General features: G+C 65.3%; 14 protein-coding genes and 1 tRNA gene. 12 read left to right on the top strand and 3 right to left on the bottom strand.

Annotated features, from left to right (window positions below):
- The first annotated feature begins 26 nt into the window (after positions 1–26).
- Entirely contained in the window at positions 27–1,208 is a 1,182-nt protein-coding gene (locus tag ACOGXA_RS16530) for a glutaminyl-peptide cyclotransferase (protein WP_419924944.1), read from the top strand.
- Entirely contained in the window at positions 1,201–1,914 is a 714-nt protein-coding gene (locus ACOGXA_RS16525; protein WP_419924943.1) for a DUF429 domain-containing protein, read from the top strand. The genes ACOGXA_RS16530 and ACOGXA_RS16525 overlap by 8 nt, the downstream gene beginning before the upstream one ends.
- 31 nt (positions 1,915–1,945) lie before the next feature.
- Here ACOGXA_RS16525 and ACOGXA_RS16520 read toward each other — a convergent pair whose 3' ends face one another.
- Together ACOGXA_RS16520 and ACOGXA_RS16515 are read right to left on the bottom strand one after the other, a co-directional pair.
- Positions 1,946–8,062: an alpha-2-macroglobulin family protein gene (locus tag ACOGXA_RS16520; RefSeq protein WP_419924942.1), complete on the bottom strand. Its 6,117-nt coding sequence runs from the start codon at positions 8,060–8,062 to the stop codon at positions 1,946–1,948.
- Between the two features lie 25 nt (positions 8,063–8,087).
- Positions 8,088–9,110, bottom strand: coding sequence for a hypothetical protein (locus tag ACOGXA_RS16515; protein ID WP_419924941.1), 1,023 nt, complete (start codon positions 9,108–9,110; stop codon positions 8,088–8,090).
- Between the two features lie 147 nt (positions 9,111–9,257).
- On the opposite strand from ACOGXA_RS16515, the gene ACOGXA_RS16510 reads away from it, so the two are divergent.
- The 7 genes from ACOGXA_RS16510 (at position 9,258) to ACOGXA_RS16480 (ending at position 16,760) form a co-directional block, all read left to right on the top strand.
- Complete coding sequence (locus tag ACOGXA_RS16510; protein ID WP_419924940.1) at positions 9,258–9,737, top strand: CarD family transcriptional regulator; 480 nt, start codon at positions 9,258–9,260, stop codon at positions 9,735–9,737.
- Positions 9,738–9,813: 76 nt separating this feature from the next.
- Positions 9,814–9,888, top strand: a tRNA-Pro gene (locus ACOGXA_RS16505).
- 51 nt (positions 9,889–9,939) lie between these two features.
- Entirely contained in the window at positions 9,940–10,227 is a 288-nt protein-coding gene (locus tag ACOGXA_RS16500) for a type II toxin-antitoxin system Phd/YefM family antitoxin (RefSeq protein WP_419924939.1), read from the top strand.
- A gap of 180 nt (positions 10,228–10,407) precedes the next feature.
- The gene (locus ACOGXA_RS16495) at positions 10,408–11,973 is read left to right on the top strand and encodes a DEAD/DEAH box helicase family protein (protein WP_419924938.1); all 1,566 of its coding nucleotides are present in this window, start codon (positions 10,408–10,410) and stop codon (positions 11,971–11,973) included.
- A gap of 1,443 nt (positions 11,974–13,416) precedes the next feature.
- Positions 13,417–16,095: a site-specific DNA-methyltransferase gene (locus ACOGXA_RS16490; protein ID WP_419924937.1), complete on the top strand. Its 2,679-nt coding sequence runs from the start codon at positions 13,417–13,419 to the stop codon at positions 16,093–16,095.
- A 45-nt stretch (positions 16,096–16,140) separates the two neighbouring features.
- Complete coding sequence (locus ACOGXA_RS16485) at positions 16,141–16,389, top strand: AbrB/MazE/SpoVT family DNA-binding domain-containing protein (RefSeq protein ID WP_419924936.1); 249 nt, start codon at positions 16,141–16,143, stop codon at positions 16,387–16,389.
- Positions 16,386–16,760, top strand: a complete 375-nt coding sequence (locus tag ACOGXA_RS16480) for a PIN domain-containing protein (protein ID WP_419924935.1) — start codon at positions 16,386–16,388, stop codon at positions 16,758–16,760. The genes ACOGXA_RS16485 and ACOGXA_RS16480 overlap by 4 nt, the downstream gene beginning before the upstream one ends.
- A 44-nt stretch (positions 16,761–16,804) precedes the next feature.
- Here ACOGXA_RS16480 and ACOGXA_RS16475 read toward each other — a convergent pair whose 3' ends face one another.
- A complete protein-coding gene (locus ACOGXA_RS16475; RefSeq protein WP_419924934.1) occupies positions 16,805–16,957 on the bottom strand; it encodes a hypothetical protein in 153 nt (50 codons plus the stop codon).
- Between the two features lie 63 nt (positions 16,958–17,020).
- Here ACOGXA_RS16475 and ACOGXA_RS16470 point away from each other — a divergent pair, with 63 nt between their 5' ends.
- From ACOGXA_RS16470 to ACOGXA_RS16460, 3 genes are read left to right on the top strand one after another with little or no spacing between them, the layout of a single operon-like run.
- A complete protein-coding gene (locus ACOGXA_RS16470; protein ID WP_419924933.1) occupies positions 17,021–18,475 on the top strand; it encodes a circularly permuted type 2 ATP-grasp protein in 1,455 nt (484 codons plus the stop codon).
- The gene (locus ACOGXA_RS16465; RefSeq protein ID WP_419924932.1) at positions 18,475–19,494 is read left to right on the top strand and encodes an alpha-E domain-containing protein; all 1,020 of its coding nucleotides are present in this window, start codon (positions 18,475–18,477) and stop codon (positions 19,492–19,494) included. The genes ACOGXA_RS16470 and ACOGXA_RS16465 overlap by 1 nt, the downstream gene beginning before the upstream one ends.
- Before the next feature lie 55 nt (positions 19,495–19,549).
- A complete protein-coding gene (locus ACOGXA_RS16460; protein WP_419924931.1) occupies positions 19,550–20,497 on the top strand; it encodes a transglutaminase family protein in 948 nt (315 codons plus the stop codon).
- Positions 20,498–20,534: the final 37 nt, after the last annotated feature.

Below are 20,534 nucleotides of genomic sequence, written 5' to 3'. Positions count from 1 at the left end.
TGTGTTGGGGGCGTATTTGAGCCAAAATGACGGCTCTGAACCGCACCTGCACGTTCTGGGCCGCAGTCTGCTTGCTGGCCACGGCCGCCCTTGCCGGGGCTTGCGGCACCGACGCGCCCCCACCAACGACCGCACCCGAGGCGACGGTTACTGCGCAAAGCGCGGCATCGCCGAAGCCGTCGGCATCGGCTGAGCCTCCCGTCCTGGCAACCGCGGCACCCACCCACCAGCCGACCGCCGAGCCTGATTTCTTCGCTTCGGCAACTGCGACACCCACCAGTTCCGCCCCCCTACCCACTGCGCCCCCAACCACTGCACAACCCACCGCCCGGCCAACGGCACCCCCAAACGCCCAGCCGACAACCGCACCGCCGCCAACCGCTCAACCCACCGCCCAGATCACTGTCGAACCCACTGCCGGGCCAACCGCCCAATCTCCGACCCCGACCCCAGAACCCACCCCCAAGACAACCCCAGAACCCACCGCTGCGGCTACACCTTCGCCCTCGTGGTCGGGAGCGCTCAGCTACCAGGTGCTGGCCACCTACCCCCACGACACCTCAGCGTTCACCCAAGGGCTGCTGTGGTTCGACGGGCTGGTGTATGAGAGCACCGGGCTGCGGGGACAGTCAGTGCTGCGGATAGTGGATTTGCCCACCGGCCGCGTGCTTCAGGAAACACCCGGCGACCCCCAGCACTTCGGAGAGGGCCTGGCCCTGGTCGACGACCAACTCATCTGGCTCACTTGGCAAGCCGGCACGGCCACCGTCCACCACCAGGACACATTGGAGCAAACCGGCAGCTTCACCTATTCCGGAGAGGGCTGGGGGCTGTGCCACGACGGCGCCCGTCTGGTGATGAGCGACGGGTCGAGCACCCTAACCTTCCGCCACCCGGAGACGTTCGAGGTGCTGGGATCAGTGCCGGTGACCCGGGCCGACGGCAGCCCGGTCAACCGGCTCAACGAGCTGGAGTGCATCGGCGACGACGTGTGGGCCAACGTCTGGCTCACCGACCGCATCGTGGTGATCGACCCCGACACCGGCACAGTCATCGCCGAGGCCGACATGGCCGGGATCATCAACCCCCACCCGGAGCTGGCCGACAGCAACAACGTTCTCAACGGCATCGCCTACCGGCCCGACACCGGCACGTTCCTCATCACCGGCAAGCGCTGGCCCACCGTGTTCGAGGTCCGCTTTGAATGACGCCGCGCTGGTCGCCGGGGTGGACGCGGCCAAGGGCGGATGGGTCATGGCCACCACCGCCACCGCACCCGGCTTGCCAGTGGCGTTCTCCTTGTGGCCGTCGTTCGCCGACGTGTGGGCTGAGGCCCGGTCGCAAGGGCTGCTGGCCGTCGGCGTGGACATGCCCATCGGACTCCCGGGCCAGGATCTGCGCCGATCTGACATCGAAGCCCGGAAGTTGCTCGGCCCCCGCCGGTCTTCGCTGTTCTGGACTCCTCCGCTGTGCGTGCTCGACGCCGCCGACCATGCCGAGGCCAATCGTCGGTCCAAGCAAACCACCGGTCGGGGCCTGTCCATCCAAGCGTTCCATCTGCTGCCCAAGGTTCGAGAGGTGCGCGTCGAGCTGACCCCAGAAGACCTCGCCCCCCACGCCACGCCCCAAGCAGCCGAAGTCCACCCCGAGACCAGTTTCGCCGTTCTGGCCGGTAGGGCCATGGAATCATCCAAGCGCCAACCATCAGGGCAAGCCGAGCGCTTGGCTGTGCTGGCGCCGGAATTCACCAACCTGGCCGAGTTGCCCACCGCCGTGCCGGGCACGACCATCGACGACCTGCTCGACGCGGCTGCCGCGGCCTGGACCGCCCGGCGCATGGCCGCCGGAACCGCCCAGACTCTAGGGGAAGGCCAGATCGACGCCACCGGATTCCCCATGTCCATCCTGGCCTGAACAACTCCTGTCAACATGGCCTCCAAAGCGCTCAACGGGGATCTTGCACAACAACGGTGTCGGTGCGGGAGCGGCCGAAGACCTCGGGGGCGTATATCTCCTCGGCTTTGGCCGGAGGCACCACGAACGTTCCCGGGGTGGTGGCCCTGGCAACGTAGCTGTACTCGTGTACACCGGCCCACAGATACGACGAGAACGCCTCAGCCCGGTCATCGCGGAGGTTCTGATGCTCATACCATGTCCATCTCCACCATGAATCCTCCGCCCCGCCGCGACGCACGCCGATCTCCCCTGTCGGCGCCAATGCTGGATTGAGCGACTCGAAACCCGCGGGCATGGGGTCGACCAGTGCCATGTTGGTGCGTCGGCTGTCGTTGACCATGGTCAGGTAAACCCGTACCTTGGCCCCGGCCAGCACATGCCACACGCCGTCGTCGTCGAGCCACACGTCACCGGGGTCGTCGATCGCCTCATAGCTGCGCTGTACCACAAAGCCCCGGTCAAGAGCATCCAGGTTGAGATCGTCGGGTGCGTAGCGGAGCCCTAGGCGGTAGTAGAGGCGGCCCTCGCCGTCTTTTTCGACGATGAGGTTGGAGTCTCCGGCTTCCAGGAGCTCGCCCATCGGCACCAATGTAAGGGCGCGATCGGTGCTGCGGCCGGCGAATTCGTGTTGCGCCGCATAGAGGTCGCCGAGCCATACTCGGGCCACAAAGTCGGGGTCGGACGCCTCAAAAGCGGCAAAATACCTGTTCAGGGCCAACAGGATGAACGAGTTCTCCTGGACATTGTTCCAACGCCCCTTGACCTGATTGCCCAACAGGCCCGCCACCACCTTGGGAATGAGGTCCGACTCGGGGGCCATCGCTATCAGGGCATCGAGCACGATGCCGTCGGTGCGGCGGTCGGAGTGAAGGATCAGATGGGCGTCTTCGCCATAGTCGGTGGCAAACGTGGCCGCCCTGGCTGTCTCGGTCGCCCGGTTGTTGATGACGCGTCCGATTTCAGCTTCGATGTCGTCATCGTCAACCAGCGGCCAGATCAAGGCCATCGCGTCCAAGCCCAAGTCGGCGCCCCTGCGATTCCAGAGGGTTCTGGCCGCTGGAGAGGTGCTTCGGTCGGCGGCCAGCCCGCGCACGTGGAGCGCATAGGCCGCCAGCATGTCCTTGGCTCGCTGGCCGTAATCATCGGATATCCGAGCGTTTATGTTGCGGAGATACCCAAGCCCGGATTCGATCACATCGCCCGAGACGGCAAAGCCGTTTTCTCTCGCCGTCAACAGTGCGTGCATCGCCTGAATCGACGGATACGGGTAGGCGCCCTCGCGGCGCGACCACCATCCGAAGCCGCCATCGTAGATTTGAAGGCTCTCTAGTTGGGCGATGTCGCGGCGAACCACCGCGTCGAGTTCTCCGGGGCTGCCCAGACCCTCGGCCTCGAAAGCGCCGAGCACGTCGCGCAGCGCAGATATGGCCAAGATGCGGCTGGCATAGGCATCGGAGCTTGTGTACCGGTATTGGGTGAGGTACAGCACGGCATCGGTCAGCGCTTGAAGCGCGGTAGACGAGGTGTTGATTTCCAGCCCGCCGAACTGGGGAATCACGTCGGTTGGGGCGGCAATCGGCTGGAAGACGGCGCCTTGGTCCACCACGCCATAGGTGGCAAAAGCCTCGCTGGTGGCCGGGGTGTACACGGGAAGGGCCACCACCTGGGCGTCGGCGTGGTCGCCCGACACCGCCGCGGCCCGCAGGCGGGCCACACCCGGTGAGATCGTGCGAGCCGGGAATCGGACTTCAACCCGGTCGTTGGCGGGGACCTCGATCCGGCGTCCGGGCGATCCTGTGAGTTGGAGGTTGGACACCTGCACCACCACATCCACCTCCATGGCGGCGTCAGTCTGGTTCTGCACCACGATGGGCAACTCAAACTCGTCGCCAAAGTTCAAGAACCGCGGCGCCGAGGGACGGACCTGGAGCGGCAGCCGCGCCGTGATGGCCGACTCGGCTGATCCGAAGCGCTCCGCGTCGGCGACCGCCACCGCCATCACCCGGTAGCGGGTGAGGCTGTCGGGCAGGTCGAACTCCACGCCAACCCGGCCCCGATCATCGGTGACAGCCTTCGGGTCGAACAGCGCCAAGGCGTCGAGGTTCTGGCGGACGTCGATCTGGGTTCCCGTAGGATCGGCCCGGCCGAAGTCGCCGTCGGCCATTGCTTCGTCGGCGCTCGCTGATTCGGCGGCTGTGGGCTCACCGGCTTCGGCGACCGGCATCAACCTGGTCTGCTCCTCTCCATCCGCCGACTGAGCGATCACATTCTCGAGCAGGATCTCACTCCGGCTCCGGAACGTGTTCAGGTACACACCCCATGGGCTGTAGAAGACGTCGATCGGGTCGATCAGCTCATAGCCGGACACGGCCAGCACCGCCTCGTCCACCACGACCAACAGCACGTCGGCGCCCTCTACCGGGGCGCCGTTGGCGTCGCGCACCTCCACCTCGATGCTCATGGTCGAACCGGGCTCGGCCACATCTGACGCGGGAGTCGCCGCAACATCCAGGGTCCTCTTCGCGGGCGGAACCCGCAAGGTGACCTGGCCGGCGGCAATGGCAGGGCGGGCTGGGGCACCGTCGATCACGGTGCCATCGGCGGCGGTGCGCTCGGTTACGGAAACCAGTTCGACCTGCACGGTCAGCTCGGGAACATGGTCGTCGGTGATCGGAACGGTGAGCACCGCTGAGTGTTCGGCCACCTCGAAAGTCCGGGTCTCAATGATCCGGCTGTGGGCTATGGTCAACAAGCCGGTCGCCGACTTGAAGGGCGAGACGACCAGGATCTCGGCGTCATCACCCGATTCGTAGGCTTCGGAGTCGGGTATGAGATCGGCAACTTCAAGCTCGATGTTGCGCCTCGGCGCGCCATCTCGCCCTCCCGATACCCATCGGGTCAGCTCGCTGCGGCTGATCTGCCCGGAATCGTCGGCCACCCGGGCATCGATGCGGTAGCGGCCCCCGGTTGAGGCCGCGAATTCGCAGGACACCGGCGCTCGGGCGGAAGTGGCCTGGCAGGCCTCCTCGTCCACTGCGACTTCCACCCACTCCCCGTCGGTGAACTGGTCGACGATGCGACCGACGGTTATGCCGACCGGGCGACCGGGCACCGCATTGCCGTCGAGGTCGGTCACCACCGCCTCGATCTCGAGCCCATCACCCGCCTTGACGAAGGCTCTGTCGGAGCGAAGGCCCACATAGAGGCGGGCCGAATGGACCAACAGGTCGGTCGACGATGACCACTGCTGGCGATTCACGTCGAGCACTTCGGCTTGCGCGGTCACCATCGAGGGCAGCTGATCGCCATCGCCTTCAAAGTCGATGCGAACGATGTGGCTGCCGTCGGCACCGGTGGTTCCGGCCAGGGTCTTGCGCTCTGGCGCCGACCAGTGATCGCCTGGCCTGAAGCCACCCCCATACCACCAGGGCAGCCACACCCCGAAGGTGAAATCGCTCCATCTGGGCGGCGAGTAGGTGGCCTGGTGGGTGGTGACGGTCCAAGTCACCTCGGCGTTGGGCAGCGGCCCCCCGGAGAAGTACTTGGCCTCAACCGCCACTTCCGCAGGCTCGTCGACGAAGTACGGCCCGGAGGCGACGGTGCGGGTGGCCACTTCGAACTCAGGTCGGCGGAACTCCTGGATCTGGAAGCGATGGTCATGCCAGCCTTCATCGCCGGCGGCGCGCCGGTGGAACTGGATCCAGGCCTGGCCCAGGTTTGCCTGCTCGCTCAACTCGACGGTGAGGTTGAAGCCGCCGAGCTTGTCCAAGCGGGCAACGCCGCTGTCAAGTTCGTTGCCAAAGGGGTCATAGACCTCATAGGCGATCAGCTCGCCCTCGGAGAAAAGCTCAAGCCCGCCGTCACCGCTCAAATCCAGATTGCGAACCCAGCCCTTCAAGTTCAGTGTCTCCCCGGGCCGGTATATGCCCCGATCATCAGCGGTGTACCAGATTGTCTGGTCGCGCTGCGTTTCTGGGCGCAAGTACACGGGCAGCAAGGCTGCATCTTCGCCCCGCCTGGCAGCCACCAAATCGATATGGGCTGAACCGGCGGTGGTGCGGGCGAGCCCGCCTTCGTCGGTGGCGAACTTCCCGGCAAGTCCGCTGAACGAGATTTCTGCTCCCGGCAGGGGATCGCCGGAACTCAAGTCAGTGGCCCAAACCACCAAGTCGTCTTGGTGGCTGATGAGGTCGACCCCGATGTCGGTGTCTTGCACCCACATCACCACTGGCCGGCTCTCCCAGGACAGGTTCGCGGTCTCCAACTGCTCACCGGCCCCCTCGACCATCGCCACCACATGGCCGTGCCGGCCGCGCAGCACCCGGGACAAGTCGATGGGAACCTCGACCAGATCGCCGTGGTCGATTCCGGTGTCGATGATCTCGTCGACCGCCAGCGGCCACGGCGCTTTCGGCAAACTCGGATGCGAGGGATCAGACGCATACAGGTTCAGATTCGAGTTGCGGTTCCAGTGGGTCAAGAACCTCTGGAATGGCCCATATTCATTCGGCTCGACGCGATAGAGCCGAACCCGAAGCTGCTCCCAACGGCGCACGAGAATTGGGAGCGTCTGGCGCGTTCCCAGCGGATCGATCGTGGCGAACTCGCCCCCCTGCGACCGAATGAGGGGCCGGGCCTCTTCGATGGTGAACTCGATAGTTTGGGGCTCTTTGAGCGTCTGGCCGAACTCGTCGCCCAGAGTGCCAGGCACAACCACCTCATAAACGGTGTTGTCTGCGGTGGTCCCCCTGATTTGGAGCCTTCGCCCGCTCACCGAGATCGTGGCGTCGGGAAGCCGGGGGGTAATGGAGAAATCGGCTGCATGGAGCGTGTCTGGGTTGAGCGTGTTGTTGAACTGGATACTCAGCCCGTGCCCCGGATAGCACTGATAGGTGGTCGGCTGGCAGCTTGCCACGTCGATCCGCAGCGGCCCGTAGGTGCGAGCCGACACAATCGACGGTTCGCTGCTGGTATTCGAGCCCTCTGCCGATGGCACATGGGGGCCGACCTCGATCTCGACCTCAGAGTCGGCATCGAGCGGGGCCGCTGGCCGGAAGGCAAGCCAAGTGCCCTCCACCGCTGAGTCGATTCGGCGCGTGACGGCCTCGTCGGCTTCGATCTCAACGGCGGTGGCGAGGCGTATTCCACGCTCTTGTCCGCTCGCGGTGAGCGTGATTGCCTCAAGCGCGGCGGCAGGCTTGATCCTCTGGTCGAACGTCGCCAAGAACACCGGCTGGAGGCCGAGCGAATCGTGCCGGGGGCTGAGCTCCAACAGCGTGGGCGGGGGCGTCTCGAATGTGAAACGCGCATCGTCGACGAGTTCCCCGCCGGCTTGCGACTTCGTACCCGCGGGGATTTCAACCGCATAGGAGGTCGCCATCGGCAGGCGGTCCAAGATCTCGGGGTCGTGCTCGAAGCGGAGCGTGCGAGTGCCGATCCACTGCCAGCGGCCCGGAAGCGTCGGCGTGATGGCGACGGGAACGTCGAGGGCGTCGAGTTGGCCGAGGGTGGCGAGAGGCACCATCGGCTGGTTGAAGGTGATGCTGACAAAGGGGGCGATCCCCACCATTCCTGTGGGCTGCACCCTCAAGACTTCCAGGGGCCCTTGATCAACCGGCGACGCCTGCGAATCCAGGCCGGCCGGGAACGGGTGCTCAATGGTTGCGCCGGTGCGGGGCGGCGGCAGGGATTCGGGCGGCCGGTTGAACTCCACCCCGCCGTCGCCGCCCTCGCCATCGTCCCATGGCGACAACCGGTCGGTCACCCCTCGGATCTCCGCCTCGTCGAGCGGCTCGCCGTCCACCCGGGCCATCTCTGGGAAGCCTTCGCCGGGCGTGGTCCCGCCCTGGCTCAGGCGAACCCTGAGGGAGGGCGCCTGGTCGGGATCTTCCCCGCCGACCACCCGGATTGCCGCGCCGCTCGCGGTCCCGCTGCCTTCCCCCTCCGCAGGCTCGCCTTCACACGAGCAGACGGCTGCCAGTAGCACAAAAGCCAGTCCAACTACGGCCAAACGCCTCAGGTAGTTCATCATCATCTCCCACGCTTCCAGATCAGGGGGCAGGTCGCCATGGGAACTAGGACGACAGAGCATGCGGGAAAGTTCCACAAACCCTTCACGTCGTCGGAAATGCTCACGAAAGCTCGGTATAGCCCGGGGTGTCCAAGTGGGGGGTGCGGAGGTACACCTTGGCCTCGGGCGAGCCCTGGAACCGTCCATGGCTCCAGCGCACCTCCACATGGCCGTCCACATGCACTGGGGTGTCGGTGGCCTTGACGATCAGGTCGCCCCGCCAGCGCACCACCGGCTGCACCCTGGCCTCCGGCCACACGTCGAACGACTTGAACGCGTACCGCTGGCGGAAGTCCCACGGGGTGTCCACCCGGTAGCGCACCGGTCGTCGGCGGTGGTCGGTGCCCAACACGAAATAGGGCCCGGGCTGGAGCCGCAGCATGCGCCACAGCGCTTCCTCTCGCCGGCCGGCCCGGCTACCCAGGGCCCTCAGCCACCGCTCGGCGGAGGCTTGCGACACCGCCACCGAGAACCATCGGGCCGGCTCGGCCAGCGGATCGGGCCACCGGCGGGAGAACGGGCGCTTCAACCGCTTCTGCTGGCCGGCGTCCAAGTCGGTCACCGCCGCAGGCAGATCGTCGAAGCCTTCCTCGTGGCCGGCCAAGTACTCCCGAGCGGCCTGATACAAGGCCTGATACTCCTCTCGGGCCACCTCGGCATACCAGTCCCGCGCCGCCCCCTGCCTCACCGCCAACAGGCGCTCGAACAGATGGCCCGGCGACACGTTGTGCAGCAGCCTCGACCCGTATTTGCAGCTCACCAGGTACACATGGTCGATCCGCAGATCAGCGGGCGTCTGCTCGTCGGAGGGTGCCTGGTGGGGCCCCTTCCACTCCACCCGCTTCGGCTGCCTTCCCCGCAATCCATCATCGGCCGCGGCGAAGGCCATGCCGTTGGCCCAGGCCTCCTCGAACTGCAACCCGTATTTTCCGTCGGCCCGGGCGCCCGCCAGCTTGTCGTAGTGACGGCCCTCCACTCCCACCATCTCGGCGGGCCGGGCCGCCAGCGCCTCGTCCACCGACGCCAGCCCGAGCATCCCCAGCCCGGTGACGATCTCGGTTGTCTCGGTACGAAGCGAAGCCATCTCCGCCCATCTTGGCCGCTGAGCCGCCGTGGTGCATGAAGTTCAGCCCAAAAGCGAGGGCAGGCCAGCAAGAGGCCAGCCAAGATGCGAAACGGCCCCCGATGATGGCATCCTTATGGGGTTCCCCTGAGCCCACTTCGGAGTGAGATGACGTTCAAAAGAGGTGACAAGGTCGTCTACCCCCACCACGGGGCGGCAACCGTCGTCAAAAAGGAGATGAAGGAGGCCTTCGGGGAGAAGACCGAGTACCTCGTGCTGCGCATGGCCCACGGCGAGATGGTGCTGTCGGTGCCCGTGGACAAAGCAGAAGAGGTGGGAATGCGCTGGCCCATCTCGATGGAGGACGTGGAAGACCTGTTCGAGGTGCTCCGCAAGCGCGACGTGCGCGAGCCGGCCAACTGGAGCCGCCGATTCAAGAACCACCAGGAGAAGCTCAAGTCGGGCGATGTCTACCAGGTGGCCGAGGTGGTGCGGAACCTGGCGCTGCGAGACCAGAACAAGGGGCTGTCCGCCGGTGAGAAGAGCCTGTTCAACAAAGCCCGCAACGTGCTGGTGTCGGAGCTGAGCTTCTCGTTGAACGTGTCCGAGGACGAAGCCCTCGACCAGGTGGAGCAAGCCCTGTCCTAGCTGGGCCGGCCGAACGGCGCCGCAGAAAACAGGCTTCTCTCCCCTACCCTGCCGCCTAGTACCCTTGGCCCCAGCACGGGCTGTGGCGCAGTTTGGTCAGCGCACCTGCTTTGGGAGCAGGGGGTCGCCGGTTCAAATCCGGCCAGCCCGACCCTGTCGACATAGTACAATCGACTTGTACAGAAACGCAGGGAGGCGTCCCATGTCAACCATCGCCCGTCCCGCAGTGCTCCCCGATTCGATCCCATTCTCGGAGTTTCGGGCGAACTGCTCTCGCATTTTGGACCAGGTGGAAAAAGACGGCGATGCCGTCACTGTCACAAAGAACGGCCGTCCGGTGGCCGTGGTAACGCCCTGCCCTAAGCAGCCCACGAGCTTTTGGGACCGCTACAGCAAGCTGATCAAAATAGAACCCGGCGCAGATATCGACAACATGGGCGAAGAAGAATGGGGTGTCGATTGGTGCCCCACCCATGAGGTGACTGGCTGATCGTCGCCACGGCAATTCTCGCCGGATGTGATCTGATCACGATGGCCCAGGAGATGATCGCCTGGAATGGCCCACTGCGGGTCATCGACGCCCGCGCCTAGTGCTCGAGGCCGGTGCAAGTCCGGCTAGCCCGACTTGATAGCCTCCCGGCTGAATGACGGGTAGGGGGAGTTGGCGTCGGTGAATGAGGCCGTTTGCGATCCTGCGATTGATCCGGTGCTGTGCTCGCCGTATGACCCGCCCGACCGGCATTGGGCGCTGGACGACTCCGGTCGAGCGGAGCAGGGCAAGCCGCCGATACCGGGGCGCCGCCCGCCGGTGAGCATCAGCGTCCCCGAAGATCGCAAAGCCGGTCGCCAGCAGGCGCTCCATTTGAGCGACCGCAAGGTGAACCAGACGGTGGAGAGGGTTCGAGCCGAGGTGTCGCAGTGGCGGGCCGACGGCCATCCCGGCGTCACCGCCACCACCCGCCGCCTCCTTCAGCATTGGACCGACCCCCAGGCCATGAGGCACCGCCTGTTCTTCGCCCAAGTGGAGGCGGTGGAAACGCTCATATGGCTGCGGGAAGTGTCCACCCGCCAGAACCCTCTGCGACGGGAGTTAGAAGGCGAAGCCCGCAAGCACAACGACGAGATGGTGCGAATCTGCGCCAAGATGGCCACCGGCACGGGCAAGACCGCGGTGATGGGAATGGTGATCGCCTGGCAAACGCTGAATGCGGCCCGCTCCACCCGCACCCGCAACATCATGCACACCAACCGGTTTGTGGTGTTTGCTCCCGGCCACACCGTTCGTGAGCGCCTCGGCGTGCTAGCCCCCTCCGCACCCAACAACGTGTACGACGACATGGGCATCGTGCCCCAAGACATGCGCCAACAGCTCAATTTGGCCAGGGTCCAAATCGTGAACTTTCAGGCGTTCACCCAAAAGGACTTGATCGGCGACAGCCAGGCCCGCAAGCTGCTCGGCAAGAGCCGGGGCGACGACACTGAGTCTTGGGAGGCGGCGGTCCGCCGGGTACTGGGCGACCTTGTCGACGGGGCCGGGCCCGCCGGGGTGTGCGTGATCAACGATGAGGCCCACCACTGCTACCTGCCCCCGCAAGCAAAGCGGGCCAGAGCCGACCGCGACGAAGACCGGCGGGCGTCGGTGTGGTTCAACGCCATCCGGGCGCTTCGCGATGTGGGGGTGCTGGGCCGCACCGATGCCGAGGGCGGGCAGGCCAATCCGGTGCTCGACTTCTCGGCCACGCCGCTTTGGATCGACACCGCCAGCAAGTCTGAGCCTGAGCAGTTCCAGTGGGTGGCGTCGGATTTCGGGCTGATGGATGCCATCGAGTCGGGGTTGGTGAAAGTACCCCGAGTGCCCATCGACGACGACAGCTCCCGCGACGAGACGGTGTGGCGCCGCCTTCACCAGAACACGCAGCCCAAGAAGCTGGCGGAATGGTTCCGCAACTCCGACAACACCGGGAGGCTTCCAGAGGCATTGGGCGGCGCGGTGGCCGCGGTGGTCGAAGATTGGAAGCGCACACTGGGAGTCTGGCAAGGCGACGCTCGGAGAGAGAGAGAGAGAGAGAGAGAGAGAGCAGCCCACACCTCCGGTCGTCATCTTCGTGGTGGACAACATCAAGAACGCCACTGCGCTTTACGAGCACCTGGCCGGAAAGATCGATGCCGACGGCACCGCCCAGCCGGGGGCCTACCCAGAGCTTTCCAACATCGACGAGCACGGCAACTGGCATAGCTCGCCCCACACCCTCGTCGTCCACAGCAAGGTAGCCGAGGGCGACGCCATCCCCGACCCGCTCAAGGCCCTGCTGGTGCGAACCGCGGGGCTCGACAGCAAGAAGGACGCCGAGGCCGCAGTGCGGGAGATGCTCAACACCGTGGGCAAGCCCGGCCTTCCCGGCGCCGACGTTCGCTGCGTGGTGTCGGTGGCCATGCTCTCCGAGGGGTGGGATGCCCGCACCGTGACCCACATCGTGGGATTCCGGGCCTTCAGCACCCAGCTTCTGTGCGAGCAGGTAACCGGCCGGGCGCTTCGCCGCACGGCCTACGACGCGCTGCGAGAACCCGACGCGGAAGGGCGCGTGTTGCTCGAGGCTGAGTACGCCGAGGTGGTGGGCATCCCCTTCGAGTTCATGCCCGGCGCTAGCCAGCCCATTGCCCCCAAGCCGCCCAAGCCCCGCACCCGGGTCTACACCGTGGAGGGCCGCCGCCAACTGCGGGTGGTGTGGCCCCAGGTGATCGAGTACGTGCGGGTCGCCCCGCAAGGCCAATTCGCCCTAGAGCTGAATCAGGTGCAGCCGTGGAATCCCAAGCCTCAGAAAACAGCCACCACCACCGCTTTGCAGGGCTCGGTGGGCGAAGAAGCGATCATCAGCTCATTGGCCGATGGGGACCGAGAGCGAACTGCCCAAATTTGGTTGGCCTCTGAGATCGCCAGCCATCTGACCATCGGCGACCCCAACCACGACCCCGCCGACAACCAGGCCGAGACGCGCCAACAAGGTAGAGCCTCGTTGTTCCGCTCGGCGCTGGCCGCGGTGGGCCAGTGGGCGACCCATCCCAACGTGGCTGGCGATCCCACCAAAGAGGTTTACGACCTGCGAACGGTGGTGGCCGACCCCTCCAACCGACTCGAAGCCGCCGAGGCCATCCTGGACGCCTGCGACTTCGGTGCCGAGTCGGCATCGCCCCGCCGGGCCCGGCTGGCCCAGCCCCCCATCTTCGACACTGCCCGGGTGGATTTCGAGACCACGCTGGCCCACATTCACGAGGCGGCTCGCTCTGAGTTGTCGCACGCCGCCTGCCACTCGAACCTGGAGTTGCTGTGTGCCGAGGCGCTCGACGCCGACCGCCGGGTGGTGGCCTGGGCCCGCAACTTCCAGTTGGGCTGGAGCATCCCCTATTGGGACGAAAACGTATGGCGGCGCTACGAACCCGACTTCGTGGCCAAACTCGACGGCGACGTGAACTTGATCGTGGAGTGCAAAGGTGCCTGGGATGACAAGGCCATCGCTGCTCGGGCATGGGCCGAGAACCACTGGATTCCGTGCGTGGCCGGCACCGACGAACTCCCCGATGAGCTGCGCCGCTGGCACTACGGGGTGATCGACGACGCCCTATCGGTGCGCTACCAACTCGATTTGGCCATCAAGGCGGCCCTCGAGAAAGGAGCGGCGTAGTGGCTCGACGATCCCCTGGCCCGCCTCGCCCTCCGGGTTCGTACCGCCACGAGCGGGCGTCGCGGGTGTATCAGCCGACAGCAGAGACTGCCCCGCTGATGGACGACGATCAACGCCAACCCAAGGAGTTCACCGTGACCCGAACCGACACTGGTCTTCCCGTCGAGCAAGCAACCAGCGACCGCGCCGCCGAGCCGATGCCCCGGCTGGCTTGGGACCGCCAAGGCCGCACCTCCGCCGAAGACGGCCCCCACAACTTTGCGGGAACGCCTCTTTACACCAGGGAGAAGATCAACCCGCTCACCATGATCGACCAACTCCGCCGCCCCGACGCCGGGGTGCCCCTCAACCTGCTCGACGACTTCAACGGCCTGCCCGCCGACGCCCAGAAATGGGAGTTCTACCAGCATTCCGGCCACTGGCAGAACCGCCTCATCCACGGCGACTCGGCCGAGGTGATGCAATCGCTCATCGCCCGAGACGGCCTGGCCGGACAAGTGCAGATGATCTACTTCGATCCGCCCTACGGCATCAAATACAACTCCAACTTCATGACCGCCACCGACAATCTAGAAACCAAGAACGATCCCACCGGCATCCCGATGGGCGACACCATGCCAATCAAGGCATTTCGGGATACCTACAAAAACGGCATCCACTCCTACCTCGACGAAATCCACGAGAGACTGGTGCTGTTCCGCGAGCTCTTGACCGACTCAGGCTCGCTGTTCTTGCAAATTGGCGACGACAACGTACATCGCTTAGCCGTGCTATGCGACGAAGTGTTCGGAGATGAGAATAGAGTGGCGACGATTACGTGGAGAACAGCTGGAACTACTTCATCAAACACCTTGCCGGAAACATCTTCGTATATTTTATGGTATTCAAAGAGCATCGAATCGGCAAAATATCGATCAGTATATGAGGAACTTGACAGAAAGGAAATCATCGAACATTTCGTTTCTTATGCAATGGTTGAATTGGATAATGGTGAGGTTCGGAAATTGACTAAACAAGAAAAACAAGACCCTCAAATGCTACCCAAAGGATCACGTATATTCCGAGCTCAGCCTCTGACATCTGCTGGAGCGTCAAACACCGGCAGAACTTGCTCTTATGACTACAATGGTCATACTTACCACTCAGGGCACACGCGCCAGTGGCGTGTCTCTACTCCTGAGGAGCAGAGACACGCCACTGGTACTAAGGCACGCGCCACTGGAGTGATTTCGCCGCCTGACGGCGGCGAAGAATGGCAGTGCGGTCTGGATCGCTTAGCGGAACTAAACCGATTGCACGGAACCGGGGAAAATGGGTCGCTGGGCTGGAAACAATATGAAGATGAAGTACCAGGTCGAAAACTGAATGACATCTGGCACAAGACTGCGCAGCTCGGAAAGAGCAAGCGCTACGTAGTTCAGACAGCCACCAGTCTCATTGAGCGCTGCATCCTCATGTCCACTGATCCGGGCGATCTTGTCCTTGATCCCACCTGTGGTTCCGGGGTCACGCCGCACATTGCCGAGCAATGGGGGCGGCGGTGGATCGGGATCGACGTCGGGCGGGTGTCCATTGCGGTGGCCCGTCGCCATCTGCTCACCGCGGTCCACCCCTGGTACCGCACCCGCGACGGGGGCAGCGATCCGGCCGCGGGGCTCGAGGTGGAGACCATGCAACGGGTATCGGCAGCCACATTGGCCTACGACAAGGTGAACGATCCCGAGAACACCATCTATCTGGTCGACCGGCCCAAGAAAGACACCAAGCGCTCCCGGCTGACCGGGCCGTTCACGGTGGAGTCGGCCTCGCCCTACGCCTATCTGCCGTTCAGCGAAAACCCGTCTGCGCCCGCCGCCGACATCGGAGCGGCCGAAGGCCAGAGTGCCGAGCGGCTGCTAGAGGCGCTGGTCGCCCATCCCATTTGCGATGCCTCGGGCCAAGAGGTGTTGAGCGTGGTCGAGACCACCCCCTGGCCCCATAGCCAGTTGGTGTCGCACGAGGCCGACTGCACCGCGCCCGGTCGGGAAACCCGGTTGGCCGCGGCCATCGTGCTGGCCGCTTCCGATGTAACGGTGAATGCCGACATGATCGCCATAGCGGCCGGCGAGGCCCGGCGGGCCCGCCGCGACATCTCCGATCTCATCATCGTGGCCAGCGCCTTCGAGGACGCGGCCAGCACCGACGCCGGTGCGGTAAGGGTCCACAAGGTGGCTGCGTCGCGCGACCTGCAAATCCCCGGCCTGGGCATCGAGCCCGACGCCGGCGCGCTCACCCTGTTGGGCGAGCCCGATGTGTGGTGCGAGCGCGACGGCCAAGGCAATCTGGTGGTGGAGTTGGCCGGCTACGACACCTACGACCCTTCCACTGGCCGGGTAAAGCAGTCGAGCGGTGCCGATGTGGACTGCTGGATGGTCGACACCGACCACGACGGCACCGGCTTCTTCCCCCGTCTGGTGTATATGCCCGGCTACAAGCGCGGCGACACCCAGATCAAACAGCTCGTCAAGTCACTCGGCAAAGAACTCGACAAGACAGCCGAGGAAGCCCTGTGCGGCACCGTGTCTCAACCCTTTGCCCCACCCCGACCCGGCAACAACGTGGCCGTCAAGATCATCACCCTCACCGGCGCCGAGATGACCGCGGTTGTCTACCCGCCTTCTGAGAGTCATACCACTTAAGCTATTTGGTGCCCACATAGAACTATAAAGTGGTACATTTGAGTAATGAGTGGGACATATGCGCTTTCAGTGGGAGACCGAGGGCGTGTGGTTATCCCTGCGGAGGTGCGGGAGCGGGCTGATCTACGCGAGGGCACGCCACTAATCCTCTTGGAAACCCCTGATGGCCTGGTGCTGCTAACCCGCGAGCAGCTCCGCGCCCGGGTGCGCCGCGAGCTTCTTGGACTCGACCTGGTGGCCGAATTGCTCGCTGATCGCCGCCAAGCCGCCGCTCTAGAGGATGGCGCAGTGTGAGCATCGTTCTCGATGCGTCGGCAATCTTGGCCTTCGTGAAGGACGAAGACGGCACCCAGGCGGTCGAGGAAGCACTGGCCAGCGGTGCCTTGTGCGGGGCGGCCAACTGGTCAGAGGTCGCTCAGAAGGTGATGGCCGCGGGCCGCGACTGGGACCTTGTCCGAGCACTGCTTCTCAGCTATGGGATCAAAATCGAACCGGTGACCGGCGAAGACGCGGAGTGGGCAGCACAGCGCTGGCAGCCGGGCGAAGGGCTCTCGCTGGCAGACCGCTTCTGCATGGCCCTGGCAACCCGACTCGACACCGACGTGCTCACCGCCGACACGGCATGGGGATCGGCGGGCCGGATAACGCAAGTCCGGTCCCCTTGACCGATGAGCGGCGAGGGCGGCCGGCTTTTTGTTGTGAGGCTTGATTACCGGAACAGCTTGCCCATGCCCCGCCCGGTGGCCTTGCCCAGTGCGCGGCGGGCTATGCGCTTGCCAACCCTGCCTCTTTTCACCGCGTTCACGTCGCCCAAGAACTTGGACAACTTGTAGAGGAAGCTGCGAGTGCGGTTAATGCTCATGGCCAAGAGAGTAACAAGGGGGAGTGACAGCCAACCTTGGCCAATGGGTCTACGCTGAGGCCGATGTCGAGAACAGGCTTCTTCGATGAGCACACCGACGAACAAGGGCTCATCCGCGATCACTACCGGCCGGTGCAGGAGTGGTTCGACCGGCTGACGCTGGAGCAGGTGAAGGGGCTCGAAGCCCAGCGCAACGAGTCTTTCCGCCGCCAGGGGATCACCTTCACGGTGTACGGCGAAGACGAGGGCACCGAGCGCACTTGGCCCATGGACCTGTTCCCCCGGATCATCGACGCCGACGAGTGGGCCATGCTGGAGCGGGGCTTGATCCAGCGGGTCACCGCCCTCAACCGCTTCCTCGACGACATCTACGCCGGCGAGCAGGCCGTGATCCACGACGGCATCGTGCCCCGCCGGCTGATCACCTCGTGTACTGGCTTCGAGCGGGAGGCCATGAACGTGGCGGTGTCGCTGGGGGCTCGCTGCCTGGTGGCCGGCATCGACTTGGTGCGCGACGCCGACGGTGGCTACCGGGTGCTGGAAGACAACCTGCGCAACCCCAGCGGCATCTCCTATGTGATCGAGAACCGGGCCGCCATGACCAAGCTCCTGCCCGCGGCATTCGCCGACCTGTCCGTCCGCTCGGTGGACCACTACGGGCGTTCGCTTTTGCGGGCCCTGCGCTCCATCGCCCCGCCGGCCTGCGGCGACGACCCCACCGTGGTTGTGCTGACTCCGGGCATCTTCAACTCGGCCTACTTCGAGCACGCCTTTTTGGCCCGAAGCATGGGCGTGGAGCTGGTGGAGGGCCGCGACCTGGTGGTGGACGACCATGTGGTGGCCATGCGCACCACTCGGGGCTTGGAGCGGGTGGACGTGATCTACCGGCGCATCGACGACCACTTCTTGGACCCGGTGGTGTTCAACCCCCACTCCACCCTGGGGGTGCCCGGGCTGATGGCCGCGGCCCGGGCGGGCACGGTTTCGCTCGCCAACTCGGTGGGCAACGGGGTGGGCGACGACAAGGCGGTGTACGCCTATGTGCCCGACATGATCCGCTACTACCTGGGCGAGGCGCCGATCATCCCCAACGCCGACACCTATCTGCTGTGGGAGCAGGACCAGCGGGACGAGGTGCTGGAGCGGCTCGACCAACTGGTGGTGAAGCCGGTGGCCGAGTCGGGGGGCTACGGCATCGTGATCGGCCCCAAGGCCACCGATGCCGAACTGGCCGATGCCCGCACCAAGATCTTGGACGATCCCCGCAACTGGATCGCCCAGGAAGTGGTCAACCTGTCCCGGCTCCCGGCGTGGGCCGGCGACCAATTCGCCCCCCGCCACATCGACCTGCGCCCCTTCGTGCTGTGCGGGGAACAGGTGGAGGTGATCCCCGGCGGGCTCACCCGAGTGGCCCTGCGGGAGGGATCGCTCATCGTCAACAGCTCGCAGGGCGGCGGTTCCAAGGACACCTGGGTCCTGGGCAGCCCTGAGCAGCCGGCAGCGGGGGTTCGAGGCTGATGCTGGGCCGACACGCCGAGGACATGTTCTGGGCCGGCCGCTACCTCGAGCGGGCCGAGGACACCGCCCGGATGGTGCGGGCCACGCTGCTCAGCACCGTGGGCGAGAGCCCGGCGCAGGCCATCGACCGCATGCAGAACTTGATCCGCACCCTGCGCCTGGAAGTGCCCACCCCCTCCGAAGACGTGCAAACCATGGCCGAGCACATGACCCCAACGCCTCCCATGCTGCGGAGCGAGGCCGGGTTGGGCATCGACGTCCAGGCGGCGGCCTCCGCGTTGGCGACCTCCCCCTCGCTGGCCGGGTCGGTGACCTTCTGCATCGGCCGCGCTCGGGAGAACTTCCGATCCCTGCGCGACCAGATTCCATCCGAGCTGTGGGAGCAGACCAACCAATTCCACTTGCAGCTTCGCCAAGGCGACTTCCCGGTCAAAATGGAGCACGATCCGTTCCAAACTCTCGACTTCATCCGGGTGAGCTGCCAATCGCTCACCGGGGTGATCATCACCTCCATGTCCCAGGGGGAGGGCTACCGGTTCTTGGTGCTGGGGCAGACGCTGGAGCGGGCCCTGATGACCTGCCGCCTGATCAGCGTCCGCTTCCCGGAACTCGACGGCTCGTCTTATGACGAGATGGCGCTCACGCTGCGGTCGGTCTCGGCGCTGGAGGCCTATCAGCGGGCCAGCCAGTCTTCGCCCCTGGGCTCCGATGTGGCCCGTTTCCTGCTGGTAGACGACTCATTCCCCCGGTCGGTGCTCCATTGCCTGCGAGCCAGCGAGGCCCATGTCGAAGCCCTAGACCCCCAGGGCAAGGCGCCGCCGCTCCGCCGCTTGGGGCAGTTGCGCTCCGAGCTGGAGTACGCCGACTTCGACACCATGGTGGCCGACCTGCCCCGCCACCTCTCCGCGCTGGAAGGGGGGGTGCGAGACGTGGCCAACCTCGTCAGCAATCACTTCTTCCTCAACGCCGAGGCGTTCGACCTCCACAGCCAGGCCATCGCACCGGGGGTGTCGTCGTGAGCGCAGTGTGGGCCAGTTCCCCGGTTCGCCGATTGCCCAATCCTGGTATGCCGTCGTGAGGCTGGACATCCGCTATCGCACGGTGTTCCGGTTCGACGCTCCGGTGCGCGAGTCCCAAAACGAGATGCGGGCCTGTCCCGTCACCAACGACCGCCAGCAGCTCTTGAGCTACCGGATCACGGTGGAGCCGTCGGCGAGGACGCTGTCGTTCGCCGACTACTGGGGCACCCGCGTCGACCAGTTCGGCGTCACCGACAGCCACACCGCCCTCGAAGTCATCGCCGAGGCCTCGGTAGAGACACAAGACCCGCTTCCGGTGTCATCAGCACCGCGGTTGGAAGTGCTGGGCGATCCTGAATTCCGCGGTGGCCACAATGAGTTCCTCATCCGCACCCGCCACACCGATTGGGACGATGCCATGGCCCAGGAGGCCCGAAGCCTGGTCCAGGCCGAGCCCGATGTGGTGGGGGCGGTGACCAAACTGCACGAGTTCGTGGGCGGCCGGCTGGCCTATGAGCCCGGCACCACCGAGATCGGAGTGTCCATTACCGAGGTCTTGGCCAAAGGGGCGGGGGTCTGCCAGGACTACGCCCATCTGGCGGTGGCCCTGTGTCGCAGCATCGGCATCCCGGCCCGCTATGTGTCGGGCTACCTGTTCTCCAGCAGCGACCGCACCGGCCGCATCGACGGCGATCTGGTGAGGGTGCAGACCCACGCCTGGTTCGAAGCGGCCATACCCGGCGTGGGCTGGCTGCCGCTCGACCCCACCAACCAACTCGCGGTGGGCCGCCAGCACGTCAAGATCGGCCACGGCCGGGACTACGACGATGTGCCTCCACTGCGGGGCGTCTATTCCGGGGCAGGCATTCCCGAGGTGGAAGCCTCAGTTGAGATCCGCCGCATGGACCCGGCCCGCCAGCCGTCCACCCTGATGCAGCCCTCTCTTTTGGCCGCGGTCAAGGCCCCCCGCACCCGCCAGCAGCAACAACAGCAGCAACAGTAGGGGCCGGGGTCACAATTCGCGGTAAACCCGACCAGCA

The organism is Candidatus Poriferisocius sp. (genome assembly GCF_965208475.1).
GTDB lineage: Bacteria > Actinomycetota > Acidimicrobiia > Acidimicrobiales > Bin134 > Poriferisocius.
Note: the sequence above shows the minus strand (reverse complement) of the source record. Positions and strands in the feature narration are given on the sequence as shown.